The organism is Micromonospora sp. 050-3, assembly GCF_046549335.1.
GTDB lineage: Bacteria > Actinomycetota > Actinomycetes > Mycobacteriales > Micromonosporaceae > Micromonospora > Micromonospora trifolii.
Window position 1 is genome coordinate 793,615 of the sequence record NZ_JAJPVX010000003.1, and the last position, 18,916, is coordinate 812,530.

The following is an 18,916-nucleotide window of genomic DNA, read 5'->3' on the forward strand; positions in this document are numbered from 1 at the left end:
GGAATGACGAACGAGGGATTCGCGGCGTGGCTCGGGATCGCGACAAGAACAATCGCTTACTGGCATAGCCGACCCGACACTGTTCCTGGAAACGCGAATCAAGACGTGCTGAACGCGGCCCTGGGTCGTGTGTCGGATTCGGTTCGATCTCGGTTCTTCGAAACCCTCTGCCCAGTGCAGCCAAAGGGAATTGCTGGCAGTGACGGCGTTGTTCTGGATGGTGTGAGCGCTGCTGCCGACTCGGTCGCCAACGATTCCTTGCTGATGAGTCTTGCTCTGCCGCACGACTCTATCGAGTCCTTGCAGGAAGACGTGACGCTGCTTGCTCGGTCGGGCGGCATGACAGCCTTCGACGTGTTCCGCGGCGCCCGTCGGTTGCGTGACGAGGCAAGGGCTTTAGTCGAGCGCACCCGTCGGCCCGGTGAGCTGGCGGATCTGTACGTAACTATCGGCCAGAGCGCATCCCTGATGGCTTCCACCGCCTTCGATCTCGGGCACTGGAACGAGTCGGCGGCACTGGCCAGAGCATCGACGCAGTACGCCGATCTGGCCGGACACGCATCATTGAAGGCATGGACCTACGGCCTGCAAATGACACTTGCCAACTGGCGCAACGAGCCTGATTCCGCACTGAGCTACTTCGCTCGTGCCATGCGAGCAGCCCCGGAGGGGGAGCCGAGGCTGAGGCTCCGCTATATCGCTTCCCGCTCTCATGCCTTGCTCGCGGATTCCGATTCAGTCGCTGCCGTCTTGGAAGCAGCCCAGCGAGACAGAGAATCGGCAGCGGAACGACCTGACGAACTCGCCACCTCCACCGGCGGGGAGTTCGCCTTCGGCGAAGCGCGGGCGGCGGCATGTGCGGCGGCGGCATGGCTTGACCTCCGAAACGGCGAGCAGGCCGCGAGGTACGCCCGAGAGGCGTTGCAGGTGTACGAGGCGTTGCCCTCGCCCAGGCGGCCGTACTCGCAGATCAACGGGACGCAGATCGATGTAGCCGCTGCTCACCTCCACATGCGAGACAAGGACGGTGCGGCCGAAGCGCTGCGTACCGTCTTGGACCTGCCGCCGCAAAAGCGCAACGTTTCGCTGACAGGCCGGCTGTCGCGGATCGAGCGCCTGCTGAGCGAATCGCCGTGGGACCGCGACGCGGACGCGCGCCAGCTCGCCGAGTGCGTCGCGGCGTGGTTGTTGGAAACGTCAGCCCGTCCGCTCACCTGACCGGTGCCAGGCGGCCAGCACCTGCTCTTCCTTCTCCCGGCTGATGCCGATCTCCGCAGCCCGATCGTGGTTGCTGACCTCGCCGTTCTCCACCATCCATCGCCAGGTGTCGCGGACGGTCAGCGAGAGCGGTCGGCAGCGCAGGCCGGCTGTCTGCGCCCTGGCCGTGTCGACGCGCCACACACCGTCGAACGTTCGCCAGAGGGGCAGCTCGGACCACTGCCGGACGCCGTGGCTGAGCAGCACCTCGTCGGGCATCCAATCGAATGAGGCGTCACCTCGGGTCGCTTGGGCGCAGTCCGCCAGTAGTCCGCCGAAGGTCGCGCCGTCCACTGGGGCGCAGACGTTGAACGCGCCCGAGGAACCTTCGGTGATGGTGTGGAGTGCGAATGCGGCCAGGTCACGCACGTCGATCGGCTGAATGCTGCGGTCAGGGGAACCTGGGGCTAGGACTCGCCCACCAGTAGCCACGCGGCGCAGCCACCACGGCAGGCGGCCGACGTACTCACGCGGGCCGAGCACAACACCGGGGCGCAGGAGCGTCGTCCGGTCTATTCCGAACGCGGCGACCGCTGCGGCCTCGCATCCGGATTTCTGGTAGCCGTACCGCGTCGGTCCGTTTTCGGTGTCGGTGCCGTAGTCCGGGCCGGCGTCCGGCGGGCAGTAGAGCACTTCGGAGCGTTCGGTGAGCGGCTTCAATGGCCAGTCTCGGTAGACGCTGACCGTGGACATGAAGACGTAGCGGCCGACGACGGGAGCAAGCGCGCGAGCCACGTCGAGGACGTTCCTCGGCACGTAGCCCGAGGTGTCGACCACAGCATCCCAAGGCCCAGCGGCGGCGAGGGCGGTGACGTCCTCCGGGCGGGTTCGATCACCCCGGATGGGCCGTACAGCCTCTAGGAAGGGGTCGGAGGTGCCGCGGTTGAACGTGGTGACCTTCCAGCCGGCGTCAATGGCGGCGGTGACGATCGCGTGGCCTACGAACCAGGTTCCGCCAAGCACTAGCAGATGCATGCATACATCATGCCGAGCAGAGGCGACAGCCGGTCGCTAGAGGGTGCTGGCAGTCAGTTGCCGAGTTGCTCACGGAGATCGAGTCAAGGCCGGCCGACAAGCGCCCGCGCTTGTGCCTGTCAACGGGTCGTTGACATCTCGCGCTAGAAGTCTCGGCCAGCACCGCAGGTCAGCGGCACATCTAGCCTGTCGCGAGAAGCCTGCTGGTACCGGATAACAAATTTTGGTTCAGAGGGGCACCCGCAGGCGCATTCAATAATTAGGGGGTCCGCCGAGCCCCGTAGGGAGACAAGTCGCAATGAGGCCGCGCGTTAGGCTCTTATCTGCAATTAATCAGCGAAAGCGATTCAAGAGAACGTGCGGAGTTGCTCTACTTGCCGTCTTCTTATTCATGGCAATCGCGACCCTTAAGCCGGACCGCGCAATGGCTGCGGCAGCTCTAATTGGCTCTCTGGCGAGCCTGTTGTCCGCTCTCAATCAATCGTCAACCAGATCGCTTCCATCTGGATCGGCCATTGAGAGCCATACGCCAACCCACTCAGACGGGCTGGTACGGCGCGGGCGCGAGAACCCAAATCGCTGAAGGTATCTCGTCTCAAGATGCCTCTGCTGCTCATAAGTGTCGGCAGCTTCAAGTCGCAGAGTGCGCTGCTCGGCGGCCTGACGAGACTTAAGGCCCAACGCGTGAGCGATCTCTTCATACGTAAGCCCTCGCTTGCGGGCGTACCTAAGTAAATCCCCTTCCCGTTCGTCGATCATCAGCCGTAAGCCTGCTAGCAAAGATAGCGCATTGGCAACGTCGTCCTTCGTTAGACGTGTCCCGCGTGGACGCCTTGCCACGAAGTCAAGGGCGGCTGCCGCCTGCACGAACACTGAAACGTCGCGGTTGAATATGGCTTCTCCGTGACGCCGCAGCCCACGGAGGGCAGTTGCCAGATCTTGGAGTACTACGTAGGGCAAACGGTGCCGGTTTGACATCAAGCAAGTTTAACGAGTAGGCGCAACGAGCCGAGCTGCCGAATCTGGCTCTATCAGATCAAGGCGGCCCGCAGGCGGGCCGCGCCGGACGCGCTCGGCCTGCTGATGGTACAAGCGCCGGCATCGGCCGGCGCGCCGGCCGATTAAGGGCGTGCCTCCGGCGGGGGCAGACGACTCCGAGATGAAGTTGCCGAACGGTTCCGGCTAGTGGGTGGGAGATGCCATCCCGCCAGCCGCCGAACCAGGCGAACCGAGCAGACCAGGGCCAGGGTGGCAAGGTGGAGAGCGCTACCGGGCGAACGACCTTTCACCCTGACCCTGGCGCACTCCAGGGCGCCTGGTCGGCGGCAGGCGGGATGGCATTGGGCCATATCGCTAGGATCGTGCCGTGTCCGTGTAAGGACGTCGATCGCTGAGGGGCCGACTGAACCGTGAGTACCGTAAGGCGCAGCTTCCGCAAACGCCATCAATGGCACGCGTGGTCTGGTGAGATGACCGATCTTGAACGCCTCGGCAAGATTGTCGAGGAATTGCATTCAGCGCGGCTGCGAGAGCTTGAAACTGAGAAGCAGCAGCGGAGCGCGGCCTTCGAGGTGGCCGAGCACATCAACATTGTCGGAGACTCCAACAGCGTATACATCACACCGGGTGACGGCGAGGTTTATCCGTTCGTTGGACTTGTCGTGGAGGATGAGGATGAGGTGGCAGGATCCATATCGGAGGTACTGCCGGAGATTGATCGAAGAAGTGTCGTGAGCCTAAAATTTGTGGCCGCGCTTTGGTCGTCTGAGCGGCTTAGCGTGACTTTCTCGCGAAATGCAAGCGAGGCAGTTGTTATCGATGTGGTATCCCAGCGGACCGGATGGGCGAAGCAGGCGTACGCCAGGCTCGCGGACGAGATCGAAAAGGGGGTGCCTCGTTGGTCCTCGTTGCGCTCATATAATTTCAGATTCGGTCTCGCTGTGTCTGTAGCAGCAGTCCTCGGTGGTTTCGTTGGGCTTGTGTTGGCAAAGTCGGCTGGGTGGGATGTCCGCCTCGTGGTCGGGACCCTGGTGTTTATGGTGACCTGGCCGATTTTCTTAATGCAGCGACTGCACAATTGGATGTTTCCTGCTTTTGAATTGCAAGGAGAGGGGGGACAATCGTCTGGCACCCGCCGTTTGGTAACGCTACTTCTGTTGGGCGCTTCGATCCCGATCGGCGTCCTGGTTAATGCTATTTCATGAGCAGAGCGAGCGTGGAGGCAAGCGCCGATGCCCGCAGTCGGGGACGGCCGACGGTCGACGGGCGGCGGGGGAGGTGGCAGAGATGTCGAGAGGTGTATCCGCTGGTAAAAGGCCACTTGCCCAGTCGCCGGATCGCCCATCCTGATCTCGTAACGCGTGGTTACCGTTACGTTTGAGGGGACCGTTGTGGAATGGTCGGAATGTCGGCGGCACCCGGAACTAACTTGGCTCCAAGGCCACTTGGCGAGTGCTCGCCGCGAGGATCTGCAACGGTTGCCCTTCGACCCCGGACAACGTTCACCAAACCCTCGGTGGCCAGCAGAGCCACGGCCCGATGCGCGGTTCCGACTGAGACGCCATGCGCCGCAGCCAGCTCGGCAACCGCCGGGAGTTGGGTGCCGGGCCGCAACCGACCGGCCGCGACTTGCTCGCGCAGCTCCGAGGCGATCCTTCGATACGGACTGATTGCAACTGTGGGCTGCGTCGGCGCGACTGGGCGCGGTGGCATCCGAGCGGCCAGCGTCCCGGCAGCACGTTGGTCCGACTCCGACAGCCAGGCCGCGTACACCCTGAGGGTGGTTGTTCCGCCGCCGCCATGACCAAGCCGGCCCGCGACGGTCCGCACGTCAACACCCGCATTGATCAGTTCGGTAGCCGAGTAGTGGCGCAGCGCGTGAATGTGACTGTCGATGCCGAGCCGGGTAGCGAGTCGGCCGTACCGCTGGGTGACGGTGTCGGGCCGGTAGCCGCGGCTGTTGTCGGGCTCGGGCGAAAAGACGTAGTCGGCTGGCGCAGCATCCGCATCGAGCTGGGCCAAGCGGTCGAGGTACCGGCCGTACAGCTCGCCGATCACGTCAATCGTCTCCGGGTCGATCGCCACCCGCCGCTGCTGGTGCGTCTTCGTGTCCTTTTCCCGCAGCTCGCCGTGTTCGTCCAGGTAGGCGCTGCGTCTCAGCGTCAGCACGCCAGCGACCAGGTCGAGATGCTGCCAACGCAGCGCGCACAGCTCGCCGCGCCGGGCGCCCGTCGTCATGGCCAGCCAGACCAGTGCGCCCCAGTCCGGATCGCGCCACGCCTCATTGATGATGCGGGCCGCCTCGGCAGGATTCGGCGGCTGCGGGTCGGGGTGCGGCGGCGCAGGTGGCTCGGCCTGCCCGGCGGGGTTGACGGCGATCCAGCGCCATCGAACGGCGCGACTGAGAGCACCACTGAGGATCCAGTGGATTTGCCGCACCGACGAGGCGCTGAGCGGCTTGCAGACGTGCGGCCGGCACTTCGCGGTACAGGTGTGCTCACCCTCTACGCGGTGCTTCACGTACGCCTTGCCGCCGCACCAGTCGCGGCAGCGGCGCAGGCTCGCGTAGAACGACTCCAACGTCTCGGCATCGAGTCGGCCGACCGGCAGCTTGCCGAGCACCGGCCGTACGTGCTTGTTGAGCTTGTTCACGTAGCCCATCCGGGTGGTGGCTTCGATGTCGGCCACCTCAAGCCACCGGTCTAGGAGTTGGTCGAGCGTGGCGCGGGTGCGCGGGTTGCGCCGCTCGTCCACCTGGGCCAGCAGACGGGTACGCGCCTTCTCGGCGTCCTTGGCGGCAGTGCGACCCGCGGGGATGACCTCGGTGAGGTAGTGCCGCTTCCCGCTGATCGGGTCGACGCCGGCATAGACCTTCACACGGAGTGACCCGCTGGGCAGGGTTTCGATCTCGCCGCGCTGGCGCTTGCTGCGTCCGTTCGAGGCTGCCACGGGGCCACCGTAGCGCGCTCGCACCACGAATAGCCCCACGTGAGCCGGTCAGATTGAGGAAGTACCTGTGCGCCCGGCAGGATTCGAACCTGCGGCCTTGGGATTAGAAGTCCCCTGCTCTATCCGCTGAGCTACGGGCGCCTGTGGCGTGGATGTCGCGCCCAGAGGGTACCGCCGTCCCACTGCCCGACGGCAAAAAGGGTGCCCGCGTCCACGTTGCCGAGCAGAGTCTCACGTCCGCCTCGTAGCGGGCATCCGGGTTACCGCGGACCGGCCTGGCCGTGGACCGTACCTTTGGCTGGTGTTGCTGGATTCCGACGCCGAGAGCGACGTCGCCTACGAGCTGTGCCAGGTCGTCGGTCGCGCCATCCTGCCGTACCGGTCCTCGGGCGACTTCGGTACCGCGTTCTTCTTCCAGGGCGGTGACGACCCGGTGGGGGAGTCGCTGCTGACGGCGTCCGAACTGGTGGGCGGTTCGGGTGGTGAGTTGGGCCTGCGGGCGAGCGTCACCGAGCCGGCGGGGGTGGCCCCGGCCGTCATTTCCGAGGCCGAGATCGTGCCCGGTTGGGCCCGCTTCGCGGGCGACGGGGTCGCGGTGTTGCCGACCGCCGGTCTGCACCGGTATGCCGGAGACGGCGGCTGGCGGTGGCGCGTCCAGCCGGTGCCGGCGGGGATCGCCGCCGGGCCCGAGGTGATCGCCCGCCTCACCGCCGACGCCAGTTCCGCTTTCGTGCTGGCCCATGGGGTACGCGAAGACGGGTCACGCCCGCTGGAGGTCGCGATCGAGCGGGTGGTCCGCGACGGGGACGCCGTGCTGATCACCACGGAGCTGCCGCCGGGGTACGTCGGGGCGCCGGTCTTCATCGTTCAGGCCGAACCCACCGGTGAGGTCTCCCCGTACTGCCTGGGCCTGGTCCTGCCCGGCGACGGCGCGCACCCGGTGGCGACCTTCGACCGGATCCGTGCCGTCCTCCCGGCGACGCCCGGCGACATCTGAACCGGCGTTCCGTTCGGCCTGGTCAGCCGCCGGGCGTTGCCGCCCCCGCCGCGTTGGCCGGCTGCGCGTCGGCCGGCGCTGCGTCAGCGCGGTCGGCGTCACGAGGCGCGGCGTCAGCTGGGGCCGCCTCTGATCGTGCGGCGTCGGTCGGCGCGGCGTCGGCCGGGGCGGTGGGTCCGGCGGCGAGGAACGCCTCGGCCCAGCGGCCGACTTCGTCGAAGACCTTCTTCCGTACGACGGGACCGGAGAGCGTGAGGTCGTGCAGCCCGCCGTCGAAGCGGGCCAGTGTGACGTGGCGGCCGAGGCGGGGCGCGTAGCGGACCATGTGCTCCACGTCCAGTACGGCGTCGGCCAGTGTCGCGTTGTCGTGCCACTTGGTGCCCCGGAAGGACCGGGTCGAGCAGGCCAGTAGCACCGGCACCTGGATGTCCAGCCCGGCGCGGAGCCGGCGTTGCCCGGCGCGGATCGCGTTCAGCCAGCCGGCCCGGACCGGGAACCCGGCCAGCGGCTTCCACGCCAGGTCGTAGGTCCACTCGCCGCGGTGGTCGGTGTGGATGCTCTCGCCGTACACAGTGCCGAGCCCGAACGGGAGGATGCGGTGCGGCGCCCTGCGGCCCAGTCGCGACGCGGCGGCCGCGAGGGGTCGACGGACCGCCCAGGGGGCGTTCAGGTCGAAGAAGGGGCTGTTGAGCACCAGACCGTCGATGGTGCCGGTGTCGCGGCGGGCGTCCGCCCAGAGCGAGATGATCAGACCACCGGTGGAGTGGCCCATCGCCAGCAGCGTGTCGTGCCCGTCGTCCTTTCGGATTATCTCGGCGGCGGCGTCCAGCTCGGAGAAGTAGTCGCTGATGTCGCGGCAGAAGTTCGGGGTCTGGGCCGGGAGCAGACTGCGACCGTATTTGCGCAGGTCGAGCGCGTAGAAATCCCAGCCTCGCTCGGCGAAGAAGTCCGCCAGGTGCGTCTGGAAGAAGTAGTCGACGAAGCCGTGTACGTAGAGCACGGCCCGCCCGGTGGGGCGCTCGGCCCGCCGCCGAACCAGAGTCGCGACAACGGGGCCTTCGTCGTCGGTGCCCAGGTCGATAGTCTGCCGCTCGTACGGCGGCCCCAACACGTCCGGTTCCACGAACGCGACGCTACGCCGCCAACCTACCCAGCGGTAGCCCGCGCCCGCCCACCCCGCTCGCCGCGTCGATCATGGAGTTGTGGTGTCTCGCAAAAGGGGTGGTCGCGGATCAAGCGACCACCACGACTCCATGATCGACTGAGCGGCGGTGGGGCGGGCCGGGGTGTGGCGTGGGTCAGGCCGTTTCCGCGTCGGCGCGGGGGGCCGGGTCGTCGGACTCGACGGCCTCGACCTGCGGCGGGGGGACTTCGCGCAGGTGCTTGTTGTGCCGGGGCTCCTGGCGGGTCTTGGCGTCGTTGAGCCGGCGGCGCAGGTCGTCACGGACGTCATTCAGGGCGGCGTGCAGGTCCTCCTCCGCGGAGGTGGTGACGATCTTCTGCCGGCCGGCGATCCAGCACTCCAGGGTGACCTTCTGGCCACGCGCCTCCCGGTCCTTTACCGACACCTCGAGCTCGGTGGCGTCAGCGTGGAAGCTGGCAAGCCGGGCGTCGAGGGTGGCGAACTGCTCGGCGATCCAGTTGCGGTCGCCCTGGGAGAACCCGGCGCCCACCCGCAGGCACTCAGCCACGGTGGCCGGGTTCGCCACGGCGCTCATCGCTGCGCCTCGGAAGCGTTCGCGGAGTCGATGGTAGTGATCGTCATGGCGCTGACCTCTCGTCGACGTGGAGCTGTCGGTGGTGCGTTGATCAAGTCCTTACCCATTTCGGGCGGCCTGGGAAACCGTGGACGGCGGGTCGGGCGGGTCGGGCGTACCACATCCGGGGGTGATCAGGGCGTTTTCCACAGGTGGGTTCGTCATCCACAGGTCGGGGATCGGCGCTCGCGATGGGTGGTCTCAGTGTCGATGCTCGGTGTCGAGTCGACTCGCGCTGGCAGGCCCCGATCCCCCTGGAGGGACGATGTTCGACACTTACGTGACAATCGTCGGCAATGTGCTGACTACGCCCGAGTGGCGGCGAACGACCCAGAGCAACACTCTGGTGGCCAACTTCAAGGTCGCCTCCACCGCCCGCCGACTCGACCGGGACAGCGGCCGATGGGTTGACGGCAATTCGCTCCGCGTCCGCGTCAACTGCTGGCGCAAGCTCGCCGAGGGGGTGGCGGCCTCCGTCATGGTCGGCGATCCGGTGGTGGTCTGCGGGCGGCTCTACACCCGCGACTGGACCGACGACGCCGGCAACCACCGCACGCTCTACGAGCTGGAGGCGGTCGCCGTCGGCCACGATCTGTCCCGGGGCCGGGCCCGGTTCCTGCGCAACCGGCCGAGCATGACGACCAGCACCGTGGAGGACGCGGACGCCGAGAGCCGGGTGCACGGCGAGCCCACCGAGCCGGTGCCGGCCGGGCAGGCGCCCGTGCTGCCCGACGACCGCCCTCTGGACGACGACTTCGAGCTGCCCGACTACGCCGAGCTGCGAACCAGCCCGTTCGGCAACGCCCCGGAGGACGACGACAGCTCCCCGAGCGGCGGGGTCTCCGCGAACGACGGAATCTCCTCGGGCGGTGGGGTCTTCGGTGACGGCGGACCGCTGCCGAGCGGCGGGCAGGTCGGGCAGACCACCGTCCCGGCGGGCCTCGACGACGAGTTGGCCCCTCCGCCCGAGGCGGACGACGACAACGCCGACGGTGACCTGGACATCGAGTTGGGGCCGGTGCCCGACGAGGGGCAGCCGGAGCCGGCGCAGCCCGGCCGAGGGCGGCGTGGTCGGGGCCGGATCCCGCAGCCAGCCTGACCGATCGGCTCGACCGTCGCGGGTTGGGCGGCGGTCGAGCTGGGCTGACGTTCCGCATCGGTCGCGGCATGCAGGCGCGGCGCGGTGCGGCACGACGGGGGCGGGGTGGCGACGCGACCAGCGTCGTCACCCCGCGTGACGGGCGTCGGCGGCTGGCCGGCCGGTCCGCTCCACGGGTTCTCGTTGCCGGTGCCCGACCGTGGGTTGGGCTGATTCACGGGGTGCTCGTCTAGGCTGGCCGGCCGGAGGTGGTGCGGGTGCGACGGACAGCGCCGATGGCGAACGCGGTGGGGCTGCTGGCCGGTTACGCGCTGGACAGGGTGCTCGGCGACCCCCGCCGATGGCACCCGGTGGCCGGCTTCGGGCAGGCCGCGGGCGCGCTGGAGCGCCACCTCTACCGCCCGGACCGAACGGCGGGTACGGCATTCACCGCGCTGGCCGTCGGCGGCCCGGTGTTGCTCGGGGCGGTCGCCGCGGCGGCTACCCGGCACCGGCCGGTGACCCGGGCGGTGCTGGTGGCGGCCGGCACGTGGACCGTGCTGGGCGGCCGCACGCTTCGGCGCGAGGCGACCGTGATGGGTCGGACGCTGCGTCACGGTGACCTGCCCGCCGCCCGGCGACGCCTCGGGCACCTCTGCGGGCGGGACCCGTCGACGCTGGGCGAGTCGGAGCTGGCCCGTGCCACCGTCGAGTCGGTCGCGGAGAACACCTCCGACGCTGTGGTCGCTCCGCTGCTCTGGGGAGCGGTCGCCGGTCTGCCCGGGCTGCTGGGCTACCGCGCGGCGAACACCCTCGATGCGATGGTCGGGCACCGGTCGACGCGCTACGCGCGGTTCGGCACGCCGGCCGCTCGGCTGGACGACGCGCTCAACCTCGTGCCGTCCCGGCTGACCGGGCTGCTCACCATCGCCGTCGCGCCGGTCGCGCACGGGGACCGGCAGCGCGCCTGGCAGGTGTGGCGGCGGGACCGCAACGACCACCCGAGCCCCAACGCCGGTCAGTGCGAGGCGGCGATGGCCGGTGCGCTCGGGGTCCGCCTCGGTGGCCGTAACGTCTACTTCGGGCGCTCCGAGGTGCGGCCGTTCCTCGGCGACGGTCCCCGTCCGGAGGCGCGGCACCTGAAGCGGGCCGCCCGGATCTCCGGCGCGGTGGGGCTGGCCGCCGTCGGGCTGGCCGCCGCGTACCCGGTGACGCTTGGCCGGCTGGTTGGCGCGGTGAGCAGGCGCGCACTGATCGGCGCCGTGGGCCGGCGAGGGCTGGTTGCTACGGCCGGAGGGCGCGCGCTGGCCGGGGGCGTCGGGGTGCGGCGGGGGAGTGGGCGGTGAGCGGCGGGCTGCTGGTCGCCGGCACGACGTCCGATGCCGGCAAGAGCGTGCTCACCGCCGGCATCTGCCGCTGGCTGCACCGGCAGGGCGTAAAGGTGGCGCCGTACAAGGCGCAGAACATGTCGAACAACTCTGCGGTGGTCGTCGGGCCGGACGGGCGCGGCGGCGAGATCGGGCGCGCCCAGGCCATGCAGGCCGCGGCGTGCGGGCTCGCACCCGACCTGCGGTTCAACCCCGTGTTGCTCAAGCCGGGCAGCGACCTGGCCAGTCAGGTGGTGCTGTTGGGCGAGGCTGTCGACACGATCACCGCCGGCACCTTCCGGCAGCTGCGTCCCCGGCTCGCCGAGACCGCGTACGCCGCACTGGCCGAGCTGCGCGAGACGTACGACGTGGTGATCTGCGAGGGCGCCGGCAGCCCCGCGGAGATCAACCTGCGCGCCGGTGACTACGTCAACATGGGGCTGGCCCGGCACGCCAACCTGCCCACCATCGTCGTCGGCGACATCGACCGGGGTGGTGTCTTCGCCTCGATGTTCGGCACAGTGGCCCTGCTCGACCCGGCCGACCAGGCGCTGATCGCCGGCTTCGTGATCAACAAGTTCCGGGGCGACCTCGGGCTGCTCCAGCCGGGCCTGGGCATGCTGCGTCAGGTCACCGGCCGCCCCACGTACGGGGTGCTGCCCTGGGCACTGGACCTGTGGCTCGACGCTGAGGACTCACTTGCCTACGGCCGGGTGCTCGGCCGACCCGCCGCCCCGCACGGCAGCGAGTGGCTGGACGTGGCCGTCGTCCGCCTACCCCGGATCAGCAACGCCACCGACGTGGAGGCGCTCGCTACCGAGCCGGGCGTCCGCGTACGCCTCACCATTGAACCGGCCGAGCTGGCCGCCGCCGACCTGGTCGTCCTGCCCGGCTCCAAGTCCACCGTCGCCGACCTCGCGTGGCTGCGCGAAACCGGCCTCGCCGACGCGGTGGCCACCCATGTGGCGGCCGGCAAGCCCCTGCTCGGCCTCTGCGGCGGTTTCCAGATGCTCGGCCGCGCCATCCACGACCCGGTGGAGAGCCGGCAGGGCAGCGTGCCGGGGCTCGGTCTGCTGCCCATCGACATCACCTTCGATCCGCGCAAGACCGTCCGGCAGTCGGTGGGCACCGGCCACGGTGGCCTTCCGGTGCGGGGCTACGAGATCCACCACGGGTACGTGTCACACGCCGACCCCGGCCTGACCCCGCTGCTGACCGGCGACGACGGTGTCGGGGAGGGTGCCGTGCTCGGCGCGGTGCACGGTACGCACTGGCACGGGGCGTTCGAGTCCGACGAGTTCCGTAGGTGGTTCCTCACCGAGGCGGCTCGCCTGGCCGGTCGCGGCGGGTTCCGGGTCGCACCGGCCACCAGCTTCGCCGCCGCCCGGGAACGCTCACTCGACCTGCTCGGCGACATGGTCGAGGAACACCTGGACACCGATGCCCTCTGGCGACTCATCGAAGCCGGCCCACCCGCCGACCTCCCCTTCATCCCACCCGGCGCCCCGTCCTGACCGGCACACCGTCCACTGAGGAAAGTGAGATCGTGCTCGATCCTTGTTAGAGGGGCCTCGTCCGCGTGGAGAGAAGCCTTTTTCCTGGATCGAGCGCGGTCTTGCGCCGACCGCCCGCCCGAGATGGGCTCAAGGGCAGGGCCGGGCATGTCAGGGGCGGATGTCGGCGGGCCGGTCGGTGGTGGGGAGGCCGGCGGCGAGCCAGGCGTCCACGCCGCCGATCATGTCGGTGGCCCGGCGCAGCCCGAGGGTCTGGAGGCTGGCGGCGGCCAGGCTGGAGCTGTAGCCCTGCCGGCACACCAGCACGATCTCCCGGTCGTACCCGGTGGCCTCCGGGATCCGCCAGGCGCTGGCCGGATCGAGGCGCCACTCCAGTACGGTCCGGTCGATGACGACAGCGCCCGGCAGGTCGCCCTGTTCGCGGCGCTGAAGTTCGGTACGGGTGTCGACCAGCAACGCACCGCCGCGGACCGCCTCGACGGTCTGCTGCGGAGTCAGTCGGTGCAGCCCAGCGCGGGCCTGTTCGAGTAGGGCGTCTATACCGGGGCTCATTACGTCTCGGAGCACCACCCGATCATGCCGATTCGGTGGCACCCCGGGCGGCGAACGGGCCGCCCGTCACCCGTCGCCGCCCCAATTCCCCCGGACGTGACGGTGGCCGGCCAGGGCGGTCAGCCGGACGTGTCAACGTGGCCCACCTTGGCCCCTCAATCGGCGTGACCGTCCGCCGACACGGACGTCGATGAACCGGAGTCGATCACCCCGCCAGCAGCGGTGGCGGCATACTTCGGTGATGCACCACGGGAGGCTGCGCTGAACCCGGGAACTGGCCGGCCGACCGTGGCGGTTGTCGAGGCGTACGCCGAATTGGCTCGTCGGGTGCTCGCGGGCCCGGCGCGGTTGGGGCGGACCCGGCTGGTCGCTGTCGACGGGCCGAGCGGCGCGGGTAAGAGCCGGTTCACCGCGCAGCTCGCGGATGCCCTGGCGGGGCCGCTCGGCGGCCGACCGCCGGTGGTGCACACCGACGACCTGCTCGACGGTTGGGACGACCAGGTCACCTTCTGGCCCCGGCTCGACGAGTGGGTGCTCGCCCCGCTGCGCGACGGCGAGCCGGGCGGCTACCGGCGGTACAGCTGGGTCCGGCAGTGCTTCCTGCCCCGGCCGGTTCCGGTCCCGGTGGCTCCGGTGCTGCTGGTCGAGGGGGTCAGCGCGGCCCGGGCGGTAGTCCGGCCGGAGCTGACGTTGGCAGTGTTCGTCACCGCGCCCGCGTCGCTGCGGCTGGCTCGCGCGGTCGCCAGGGACGGGCCGGAGATCCTGCCCGAGCTGCGCCGCTGGCACGAGGGGGAGCGGGCGCACTTCGCCGTCGACGAGACCGCGACCCACGCCGACCTGTTGGTGGATGGCGCGCCGACACTGCCGCACGACGCGGACCGGTACTACGTGCGGCTCCGCTGAGCGGGGGCATGGACGTCGGCCACCGACTGCGGCACGATGCGGAGAGCTACGGCGAACGGGGAGCCACAATGACGGCAGCGGACGCGCCAGCGCGGCGTCGGATCACCCTCACCGGCATCAGCTCACGGGCTTGGGAGCATCCGGCCGATCGGGGTGCCCTGGTCGCGCTGCGGGAGCTGCGCGGTTTCGACGACGTGGTGCGGGCGTTCTTCGGAATGTGGAACGAGCGGGGTTTCCGGCTGTCCGTGCTGGCCTCCGGTATCCGGGTCGACCACCGGCAGTACCCGGCGGTGTGGCAGCGCTACACCGAGGCCGCGGCGGCGCTGGACGTGGCCGAGCTGCCCGAGCTGTACGTGACCCAGTCGCCCTGGTTGGGCGCGGAGGCGGTCGGGCTGGAGCGGCCGTTCATCGTGCTGAACTCCGCGTGCGTGCAGCAGCTCGACGAGGACGAGCTGCGCTGCCTGCTCGGCCACGAGTTGGGGCACGTGGGCAGCGGGCACGCCGTCTACAAGACCATGCTCATGATCCTCACCCGATGGGCGGCCAACCTGAGTTGGTTGCCGGTCGGCGCGATCGCGCTGCGCGCCATCATCGCGGCGATGCTGGAGTGGTGGCGCAAGGCGGAGCTTTCCGCCGACCGGGCCGGCCTGCTCGCCGGGCAGGACCCGGCCGCCGCGCTGCGCCTGCTGATGAAGCTTGCCGGCGGCGGTGACCTGTCCCAGGTCGACACCACCGCCTTCCTGGAGCAGGCCGCCGAGTACGCCGGCGGCGGCGACCTGCGCGACAGCCTGCACAAGATCCGGATGACCGCGTGGAGCACCCACCCGACGCCGGTGGCGCGGGCGGCGCAGCTGCGTCAGTGGATCGACTCCGGGGCGTACGGGCGGGTGCTGGCCGGGGACTATCCGCGCCGCGAGGACGACAGCTCGACAAGCGTCTCGGAGGAGATCAAGGCGGCTGCCGAGTCGTACCGGGAGGAGTTCAGCCGCTCCACCGACCCGCTGGTCGGGTTGCTGCGCCGGCTGGGCGACGGTGCGAGCGACGTCGGCGAGTGGGTGGGCGGCACCGCCGGTCGGGCCCGTTCCTGGATGGACGCCGCCAGCGAGGCGGCGGGCCGCGCACACCGTGCCGGGCGGGCCGCCCCGGGCGCGCGGGCCGGCGCCGGCCCCGCGGACAGCGGTGACGGTACGGGCTCCGCCGGCACGCCTGGGTAAGGCCGGCATACGATGCCGGTCATGACCTCTCCGATCATGTCCGAGTCCGAGGTGCGGGCCGCCGTCGAGCGGGAGATGCCCGGCGTCCGGGCCGACCTGGAGCGCCTCGTCCGCATCCCCGGCATCGCCTTCGAGGGCTTCGACCACTCGCACGTGGAGCGCTCCGCCGAGGCGGTCGCCGAGCTGCTGCGCGGCTGTGGCCTGGACGTCGACATCGTGCGTTCCGGCGGTCAGCCGGCGGTGATCGGCCGTCGGGCCGCCCCGCCCGGCGCGCCCACAGTGCTGCTCTACGCCCACCACGACGTCCAGCCGGTCGGCGACCGGTCGCTGTGGGAGTCCGACCCGTTCGAGCCGGTGGAACGCGACGGCCGGCTCTACGCCCGGGGCGCGGCCGACGACAAGGCCGGCGTCATGGCGCACGTCGCGGCACTGCGCGCGTACGGTGACGCGCTGCCGGTCGGCGTGGTCCTCTTCATCGAGGGCGAGGAGGAGTACGGCTCCGACTCGCTGGAGCAACTGCTGGCCGAGCACCGCGACGAGATCGCCTCGGACGTCATCGTGATCGCCGACTCCGGTAACTGGGACATCGGCGTACCAGCGTTGACCACCTCGCTGCGGGGCATCGTCAACTGCTTCGTCGAGGTGCGCACGCTGGACCACGCAGTGCACAGCGGCATGTTCGGCGGTGCCGTGCCGGACGCGCTCACCGCGCTGGTCCGGCTGTTGGCGACGCTGCACGACGACGCCGGCGACGTGGCAGTGGACGGCCTGGTCGGCCGGGAGGGCGCGACCGTCGACTACCCGGAGGACCGGGTCCGGGCCGAGGCCGGGCTCGCCGAGGGCGTGCAGTTCATCGGCACCGGCCGGATCACCGACCGACTCTGGACCAAGCCGGCGCTGGCCATTCTCGGTGTCGACGCGCCGTCCACCGGCGAGGCGCCGAACGCCCTGGTGCCGGCCGCGAAGGCGAAGCTCAGCATCCGCCTCGCCCCGGGCGACGACCCCAAGCGGGCGTACGCGGCGGTGCGCGCGCACCTGGAGCAGCACGCGCCGTGGGGTGCGCAGGTGACCGTCACCTTCGAACACGACGGTGACCCGTGCGTGATCGACGCGTCCGGGCCGATGTTCGACGCCGCGCGTTCGGCCTTCCGGACCGCCTGGGACGGCACCGACCCGGTGGACATCGGCGTCGGCGGCTCGATTCCGTTCATCGCCACCTTCCAGGAGATGTTCCCGAAGGCAGCGATCCTGGTGACCGGTGTGGAGGACCCGCACGCCCGTGCGCACGGCCCGAACGAGAGTCTGCACCTGGGGGAGTTCGCCCGGGTCTGCCTCGCCGAGGCGCTGCTTCTGCGCAACGTGGCGGCGGTGAGCAGTTAGGTGTCAGAACGGCAACTTTGGGCCTGATCTGGGAGTTTACGGCGTGTCGGATGGTCAGCTGTTATAGCCTTTCGTACATGAGTACGAACGAGGTGATGGCCCGGTTGGGGGCCGCTGTCAGCGCGCTGGGAGATGTCGATGTCTCCGCGTGGTCCGAGGACACGCTCAACGAACAGCTCGGTGAGCTCTCCGCCGCGCTGGTCGCCCTCGACTCGGTGCTCTCTCGGGTCGCCGGCGAGGTCCGCGCCCGAGGGTTGCGCATCGAGGAGCCCATCTCCGCCTAGGGCCTGTCGTCCGCGTGAGTGGGCGGCACCCTGCCGACACCGCCCGGGCACGGCAATGCCCGGGCGGTGTCGGAGGTGACTGGCAGGATGAGCTGCGTGCGGTTCCTCGATCTGGCAGCCACCTCCGCCGCCGTCGGCGCCACCAGCGGCCGACGGGCCAAGGTGGAGCTGCTCGCTGACGCGCTGCGCCGGCTCGACCCCGGCGAGGTCGAGCCCGGCGCCGGCTACCTCGCCGGTGAGCTGCGCCAACGGCAGACCGGGGTCGGCTACGCGAGCCTGCGTGACCTGCCACCACCGGCCGCCGAGCCGACGTTGACGGTGGCCGCCGTGGACGCGGCAATCGCGCAGATCGCCGCGGTGCACGGCTCGGGCTCACAGGCTCGGCGTCGGGCGCTGCTCGGTGCCCTCTACGCGGCGGCGACGGCCGACGAGCAGCGGCTGCTCACCGGCCTGTTCGGTGGCGAGCTGCGGCAGGGCGCCCAGGCCGGGCTCCTCGCGGACGCGGTGGCCCGGGCCGCCGAGGTGCCGGTGGCGGCGGTCCGCCGGGCGCTGCTGCTCGCCGGTGATCTCAGGGCGGTGGCGGTGGCCGCGCTGGCCGGCGGAGCGGCTGAGTTGGCCGGCTTCGGTCTGCAGGTCGGCCGCCCGCTGGCGCCGATGCTCGCGCAGAGCGCCCCCTCGGTCGACGAGGCGCTCGCCGCGACCGGCACGCCGGCGGTGGTCGACGTGAAGCTCGACGGCATCCGCATCCAGGTGCACCGCTCCGGCACCGACATCGCCGTGTTCACCCGCAGCCTCGACGAGATCACCACCCGGGTGCCCGAGGTGGTCGCCGCGGTCCGTGCCCTGCCGGGCCGGGAGTTGGTCCTCGACGGCGAGGCGATCGGCCTGGACGAGACCGGCCGCCCACTGCCGTTCCAGCAGACGTCGAGCCGGGCGGCCCGACGCACCACCCCCAGCACCACCGGGCGCACACCGGTCGCCCCGGCGGTGCTCGCGGCGGCCGCCAGCACGGGCGCGACGGTGCTCACCCCGTACTTCTTCGACCTGCTGCACCTCGACGGCCAGGATCTGATCGACCTACCCGGCCGGGAGCGGTGGGCCGCCCTCGCCGGTTCGGTGGATTCGTCGCTGCTGGTCGGCCGGATGGAGGTCGACGGCCCGGAGCAGGCCGCCGCGGCGTTCGCCGCCGCGCTCGACGCCGGGCAGGAGGGCGTGGTTATCAAGGCGCCGGACGCCCCCTACGACGCCGGCCGGCGCGGTGCCGCCTGGGTCAAGGTGAAGCCGCGGCACACCCTCGACCTGGTGGTGCTCGCCGTCGAGTGGGGCAGCGGCCGACGCAAGGGCTGGCTGTCCAACCTGCATCTGGGTGCGCGTGACGCGCAAACCGGTGACTTCGTGATGCTCGGCAAGACGTTCAAGGGGCTCACCGACGAGCTGCTGCGGTGGCAGACCGAGCGGTTTCTCGACCTTGCCGTGGAACGCGGCGACTGGGTGGTCCGGGTCCGGCCCGAGCAGGTGGTGGAGATCGCCTTCGACGGGGTGCAGACGAGTTCGCGCTATCCCGGTGGGATGGCGCTGCGGTTCGCCCGGGTGGTGCGCTATCGCGACGACAAGTCCGCCGCCGAGGCGGACACCGTCGACGCTGTCCGCGCCATCCACGCCGGCCGCGTGAGCGGCTGACGGGGCGAGG

General features: G+C 70.1%; 16 protein-coding genes and 1 tRNA gene. 11 read left to right on the forward strand and 6 right to left on the reverse strand.

Going from position 1 to position 18,916, the window contains the following annotated elements; all coding sequences use genetic code 11:
- The first annotated feature begins 3 nt into the window (after positions 1 to 3).
- Positions 4 to 1,218, forward strand: a complete 1,215-nt coding sequence (locus tag ACLJOK_RS31760) for a hypothetical protein (RefSeq protein ID WP_410822149.1) — start codon at positions 4 to 6, stop codon at positions 1,216 to 1,218.
- Here ACLJOK_RS31760 and ACLJOK_RS31765 read toward each other — a convergent pair.
- Positions 1,198 to 2,232: an NAD-dependent epimerase/dehydratase family protein gene (locus ACLJOK_RS31765; RefSeq protein WP_410822150.1), complete on the reverse strand. Its 1,035-nt coding sequence runs from the start codon at positions 2,230 to 2,232 to the stop codon at positions 1,198 to 1,200. The two genes, ACLJOK_RS31760 and ACLJOK_RS31765, sit on opposite strands and share 21 nt — an antisense overlap.
- A 1,469-nt stretch (positions 2,233 to 3,701) precedes the next feature.
- Here ACLJOK_RS31765 and ACLJOK_RS31770 point away from each other — a divergent pair.
- Positions 3,702 to 4,436, forward strand: a complete 735-nt coding sequence (locus ACLJOK_RS31770; protein ID WP_410822151.1) for a hypothetical protein — start codon at positions 3,702 to 3,704, stop codon at positions 4,434 to 4,436.
- 166 nt (positions 4,437 to 4,602) lie between these two features.
- Here the strand turns inward: ACLJOK_RS31770 and ACLJOK_RS31775 are convergent, their stop codons facing one another.
- Both ACLJOK_RS31775 and ACLJOK_RS31780 read right to left on the reverse strand, forming a co-directional pair.
- Positions 4,603 to 6,180 carry a tyrosine-type recombinase/integrase gene (locus ACLJOK_RS31775; RefSeq protein ID WP_410822152.1) on the reverse strand — a complete coding sequence of 526 codons (1,578 nt, stop codon included), beginning with the start codon at positions 6,178 to 6,180 and terminating at the stop codon, positions 4,603 to 4,605.
- A gap of 68 nt (positions 6,181 to 6,248) precedes the next feature.
- Positions 6,249 to 6,321: transfer RNA gene (locus ACLJOK_RS31780), tRNA-Arg, on the reverse strand.
- A gap of 160 nt (positions 6,322 to 6,481) precedes the next feature.
- Here ACLJOK_RS31780 and ACLJOK_RS31785 point away from each other — a divergent pair.
- The gene (locus ACLJOK_RS31785; RefSeq protein WP_410822153.1) at positions 6,482 to 7,177 is read left to right on the forward strand and encodes a hypothetical protein; all 696 of its coding nucleotides are present in this window, start codon (positions 6,482 to 6,484) and stop codon (positions 7,175 to 7,177) included.
- Positions 7,178 to 7,199: 22 nt separating this feature from the next.
- On the opposite strand, the gene ACLJOK_RS31790 is transcribed toward ACLJOK_RS31785, so the two are convergent.
- Together ACLJOK_RS31790 and ACLJOK_RS31795 are read right to left on the reverse strand one after the other, a co-directional pair.
- The gene (locus tag ACLJOK_RS31790; protein WP_410822154.1) at positions 7,200 to 8,300 is read right to left on the reverse strand and encodes an alpha/beta hydrolase; all 1,101 of its coding nucleotides are present in this window, start codon (positions 8,298 to 8,300) and stop codon (positions 7,200 to 7,202) included.
- A 175-nt stretch (positions 8,301 to 8,475) separates the two neighbouring features.
- On the reverse strand, positions 8,476 to 8,895 hold the full coding sequence (locus tag ACLJOK_RS31795; protein ID WP_410822155.1) for an HPF/RaiA family ribosome-associated protein: 420 nt from the start codon (positions 8,893 to 8,895) through the stop codon (positions 8,476 to 8,478).
- 304 nt (positions 8,896 to 9,199) lie between these two features.
- Between ACLJOK_RS31795 and ACLJOK_RS31800 the strand changes: the two genes are divergently transcribed.
- From ACLJOK_RS31800 to ACLJOK_RS31810, 3 genes are all read left to right on the forward strand, one after another.
- Entirely contained in the window at positions 9,200 to 10,033 is an 834-nt protein-coding gene (locus tag ACLJOK_RS31800; protein ID WP_410822156.1) for a single-stranded DNA-binding protein, read from the forward strand.
- A gap of 275 nt (positions 10,034 to 10,308) precedes the next feature.
- Positions 10,309 to 11,358 carry a cobalamin biosynthesis protein gene (locus ACLJOK_RS31805; protein WP_410822236.1) on the forward strand — a complete coding sequence of 350 codons (1,050 nt, stop codon included), beginning with the start codon at positions 10,309 to 10,311 and terminating at the stop codon, positions 11,356 to 11,358.
- Complete coding sequence (locus ACLJOK_RS31810) at positions 11,355 to 12,893, forward strand: cobyric acid synthase (RefSeq protein WP_410822157.1); 1,539 nt, start codon at positions 11,355 to 11,357, stop codon at positions 12,891 to 12,893. Before ACLJOK_RS31805 ends, ACLJOK_RS31810 begins: the two co-directional genes overlap by 4 nt.
- A gap of 150 nt (positions 12,894 to 13,043) precedes the next feature.
- Here the strand turns inward: ACLJOK_RS31810 and ACLJOK_RS31815 are convergent, their stop codons facing one another.
- Complete coding sequence (locus ACLJOK_RS31815; RefSeq protein WP_145785474.1) at positions 13,044 to 13,445, reverse strand: rhodanese-like domain-containing protein; 402 nt, start codon at positions 13,443 to 13,445, stop codon at positions 13,044 to 13,046.
- A 261-nt stretch (positions 13,446 to 13,706) separates the two neighbouring features.
- On the opposite strand from ACLJOK_RS31815, the gene ACLJOK_RS31820 reads away from it, so the two are divergent.
- The 5 genes from ACLJOK_RS31820 (at position 13,707) to ACLJOK_RS31840 (ending at position 18,906) form a co-directional block, all read left to right on the forward strand.
- Positions 13,707 to 14,348, forward strand: a complete 642-nt coding sequence (locus tag ACLJOK_RS31820; RefSeq protein WP_410822237.1) for a uridine kinase — start codon at positions 13,707 to 13,709, stop codon at positions 14,346 to 14,348.
- A 68-nt stretch (positions 14,349 to 14,416) separates the two neighbouring features.
- Positions 14,417 to 15,562 carry a M48 family metallopeptidase gene (locus tag ACLJOK_RS31825; protein WP_410822158.1) on the forward strand — a complete coding sequence of 382 codons (1,146 nt, stop codon included), beginning with the start codon at positions 14,417 to 14,419 and terminating at the stop codon, positions 15,560 to 15,562.
- Between the two features lie 36 nt (positions 15,563 to 15,598).
- On the forward strand, positions 15,599 to 16,942 hold the full coding sequence (locus ACLJOK_RS31830) for a dipeptidase (RefSeq protein ID WP_354945633.1): 1,344 nt from the start codon (positions 15,599 to 15,601) through the stop codon (positions 16,940 to 16,942).
- 77 nt (positions 16,943 to 17,019) lie between these two features.
- The gene (locus ACLJOK_RS31835; RefSeq protein WP_030488220.1) at positions 17,020 to 17,226 is read left to right on the forward strand and encodes a hypothetical protein; all 207 of its coding nucleotides are present in this window, start codon (positions 17,020 to 17,022) and stop codon (positions 17,224 to 17,226) included.
- Positions 17,227 to 17,313: 87 nt separating this feature from the next.
- Positions 17,314 to 18,906, forward strand: coding sequence for an ATP-dependent DNA ligase (locus ACLJOK_RS31840; protein ID WP_410822159.1), 1,593 nt, complete (start codon positions 17,314 to 17,316; stop codon positions 18,904 to 18,906).
- Positions 18,907 to 18,916 lie beyond the last annotated feature (10 nt).

Bases quoted from the DNA above. Each gene is read 5' to 3' on its own strand.
- ACLJOK_RS31795 (WP_410822155.1), bottom strand. From the start codon at position 8,895: ATGAGCGCCGTGGCGAACCCGGCCACCGTGGCTGAGTGCCTGCGGGTG.
- ACLJOK_RS31835 (WP_030488220.1), top strand. From the start codon at position 17,020: ATGAGTACGAACGAGGTGATGGCCCGGTTGGGGGCCGCTGTCAGCGCG.
- ACLJOK_RS31760 (WP_410822149.1), top strand. From the start codon at position 4: ATGACGAACGAGGGATTCGCGGCGTGGCTCGGGATCGCGACAAGAACA.
- ACLJOK_RS31825 (WP_410822158.1), top strand. From the start codon at position 14,417: ATGACGGCAGCGGACGCGCCAGCGCGGCGTCGGATCACCCTCACCGGC.
- ACLJOK_RS31815 (WP_145785474.1), bottom strand. From the start codon at position 13,445: ATGAGCCCCGGTATAGACGCCCTACTCGAACAGGCCCGCGCTGGGCTG.
- ACLJOK_RS31830 (WP_354945633.1), top strand. From the start codon at position 15,599: ATGTCCGAGTCCGAGGTGCGGGCCGCCGTCGAGCGGGAGATGCCCGGC.
- ACLJOK_RS31840 (WP_410822159.1), top strand. From the start codon at position 17,314: ATGAGCTGCGTGCGGTTCCTCGATCTGGCAGCCACCTCCGCCGCCGTC.
- ACLJOK_RS31805 (WP_410822236.1), top strand. From the start codon at position 10,309: ATGGCGAACGCGGTGGGGCTGCTGGCCGGTTACGCGCTGGACAGGGTG.
- ACLJOK_RS31770 (WP_410822151.1), top strand. From the start codon at position 3,702: ATGACCGATCTTGAACGCCTCGGCAAGATTGTCGAGGAATTGCATTCA.
- ACLJOK_RS31765 (WP_410822150.1), bottom strand. From the start codon at position 2,232: ATGCATCTGCTAGTGCTTGGCGGAACCTGGTTCGTAGGCCACGCGATC.
- ACLJOK_RS31800 (WP_410822156.1), top strand. From the start codon at position 9,200: ATGTTCGACACTTACGTGACAATCGTCGGCAATGTGCTGACTACGCCC.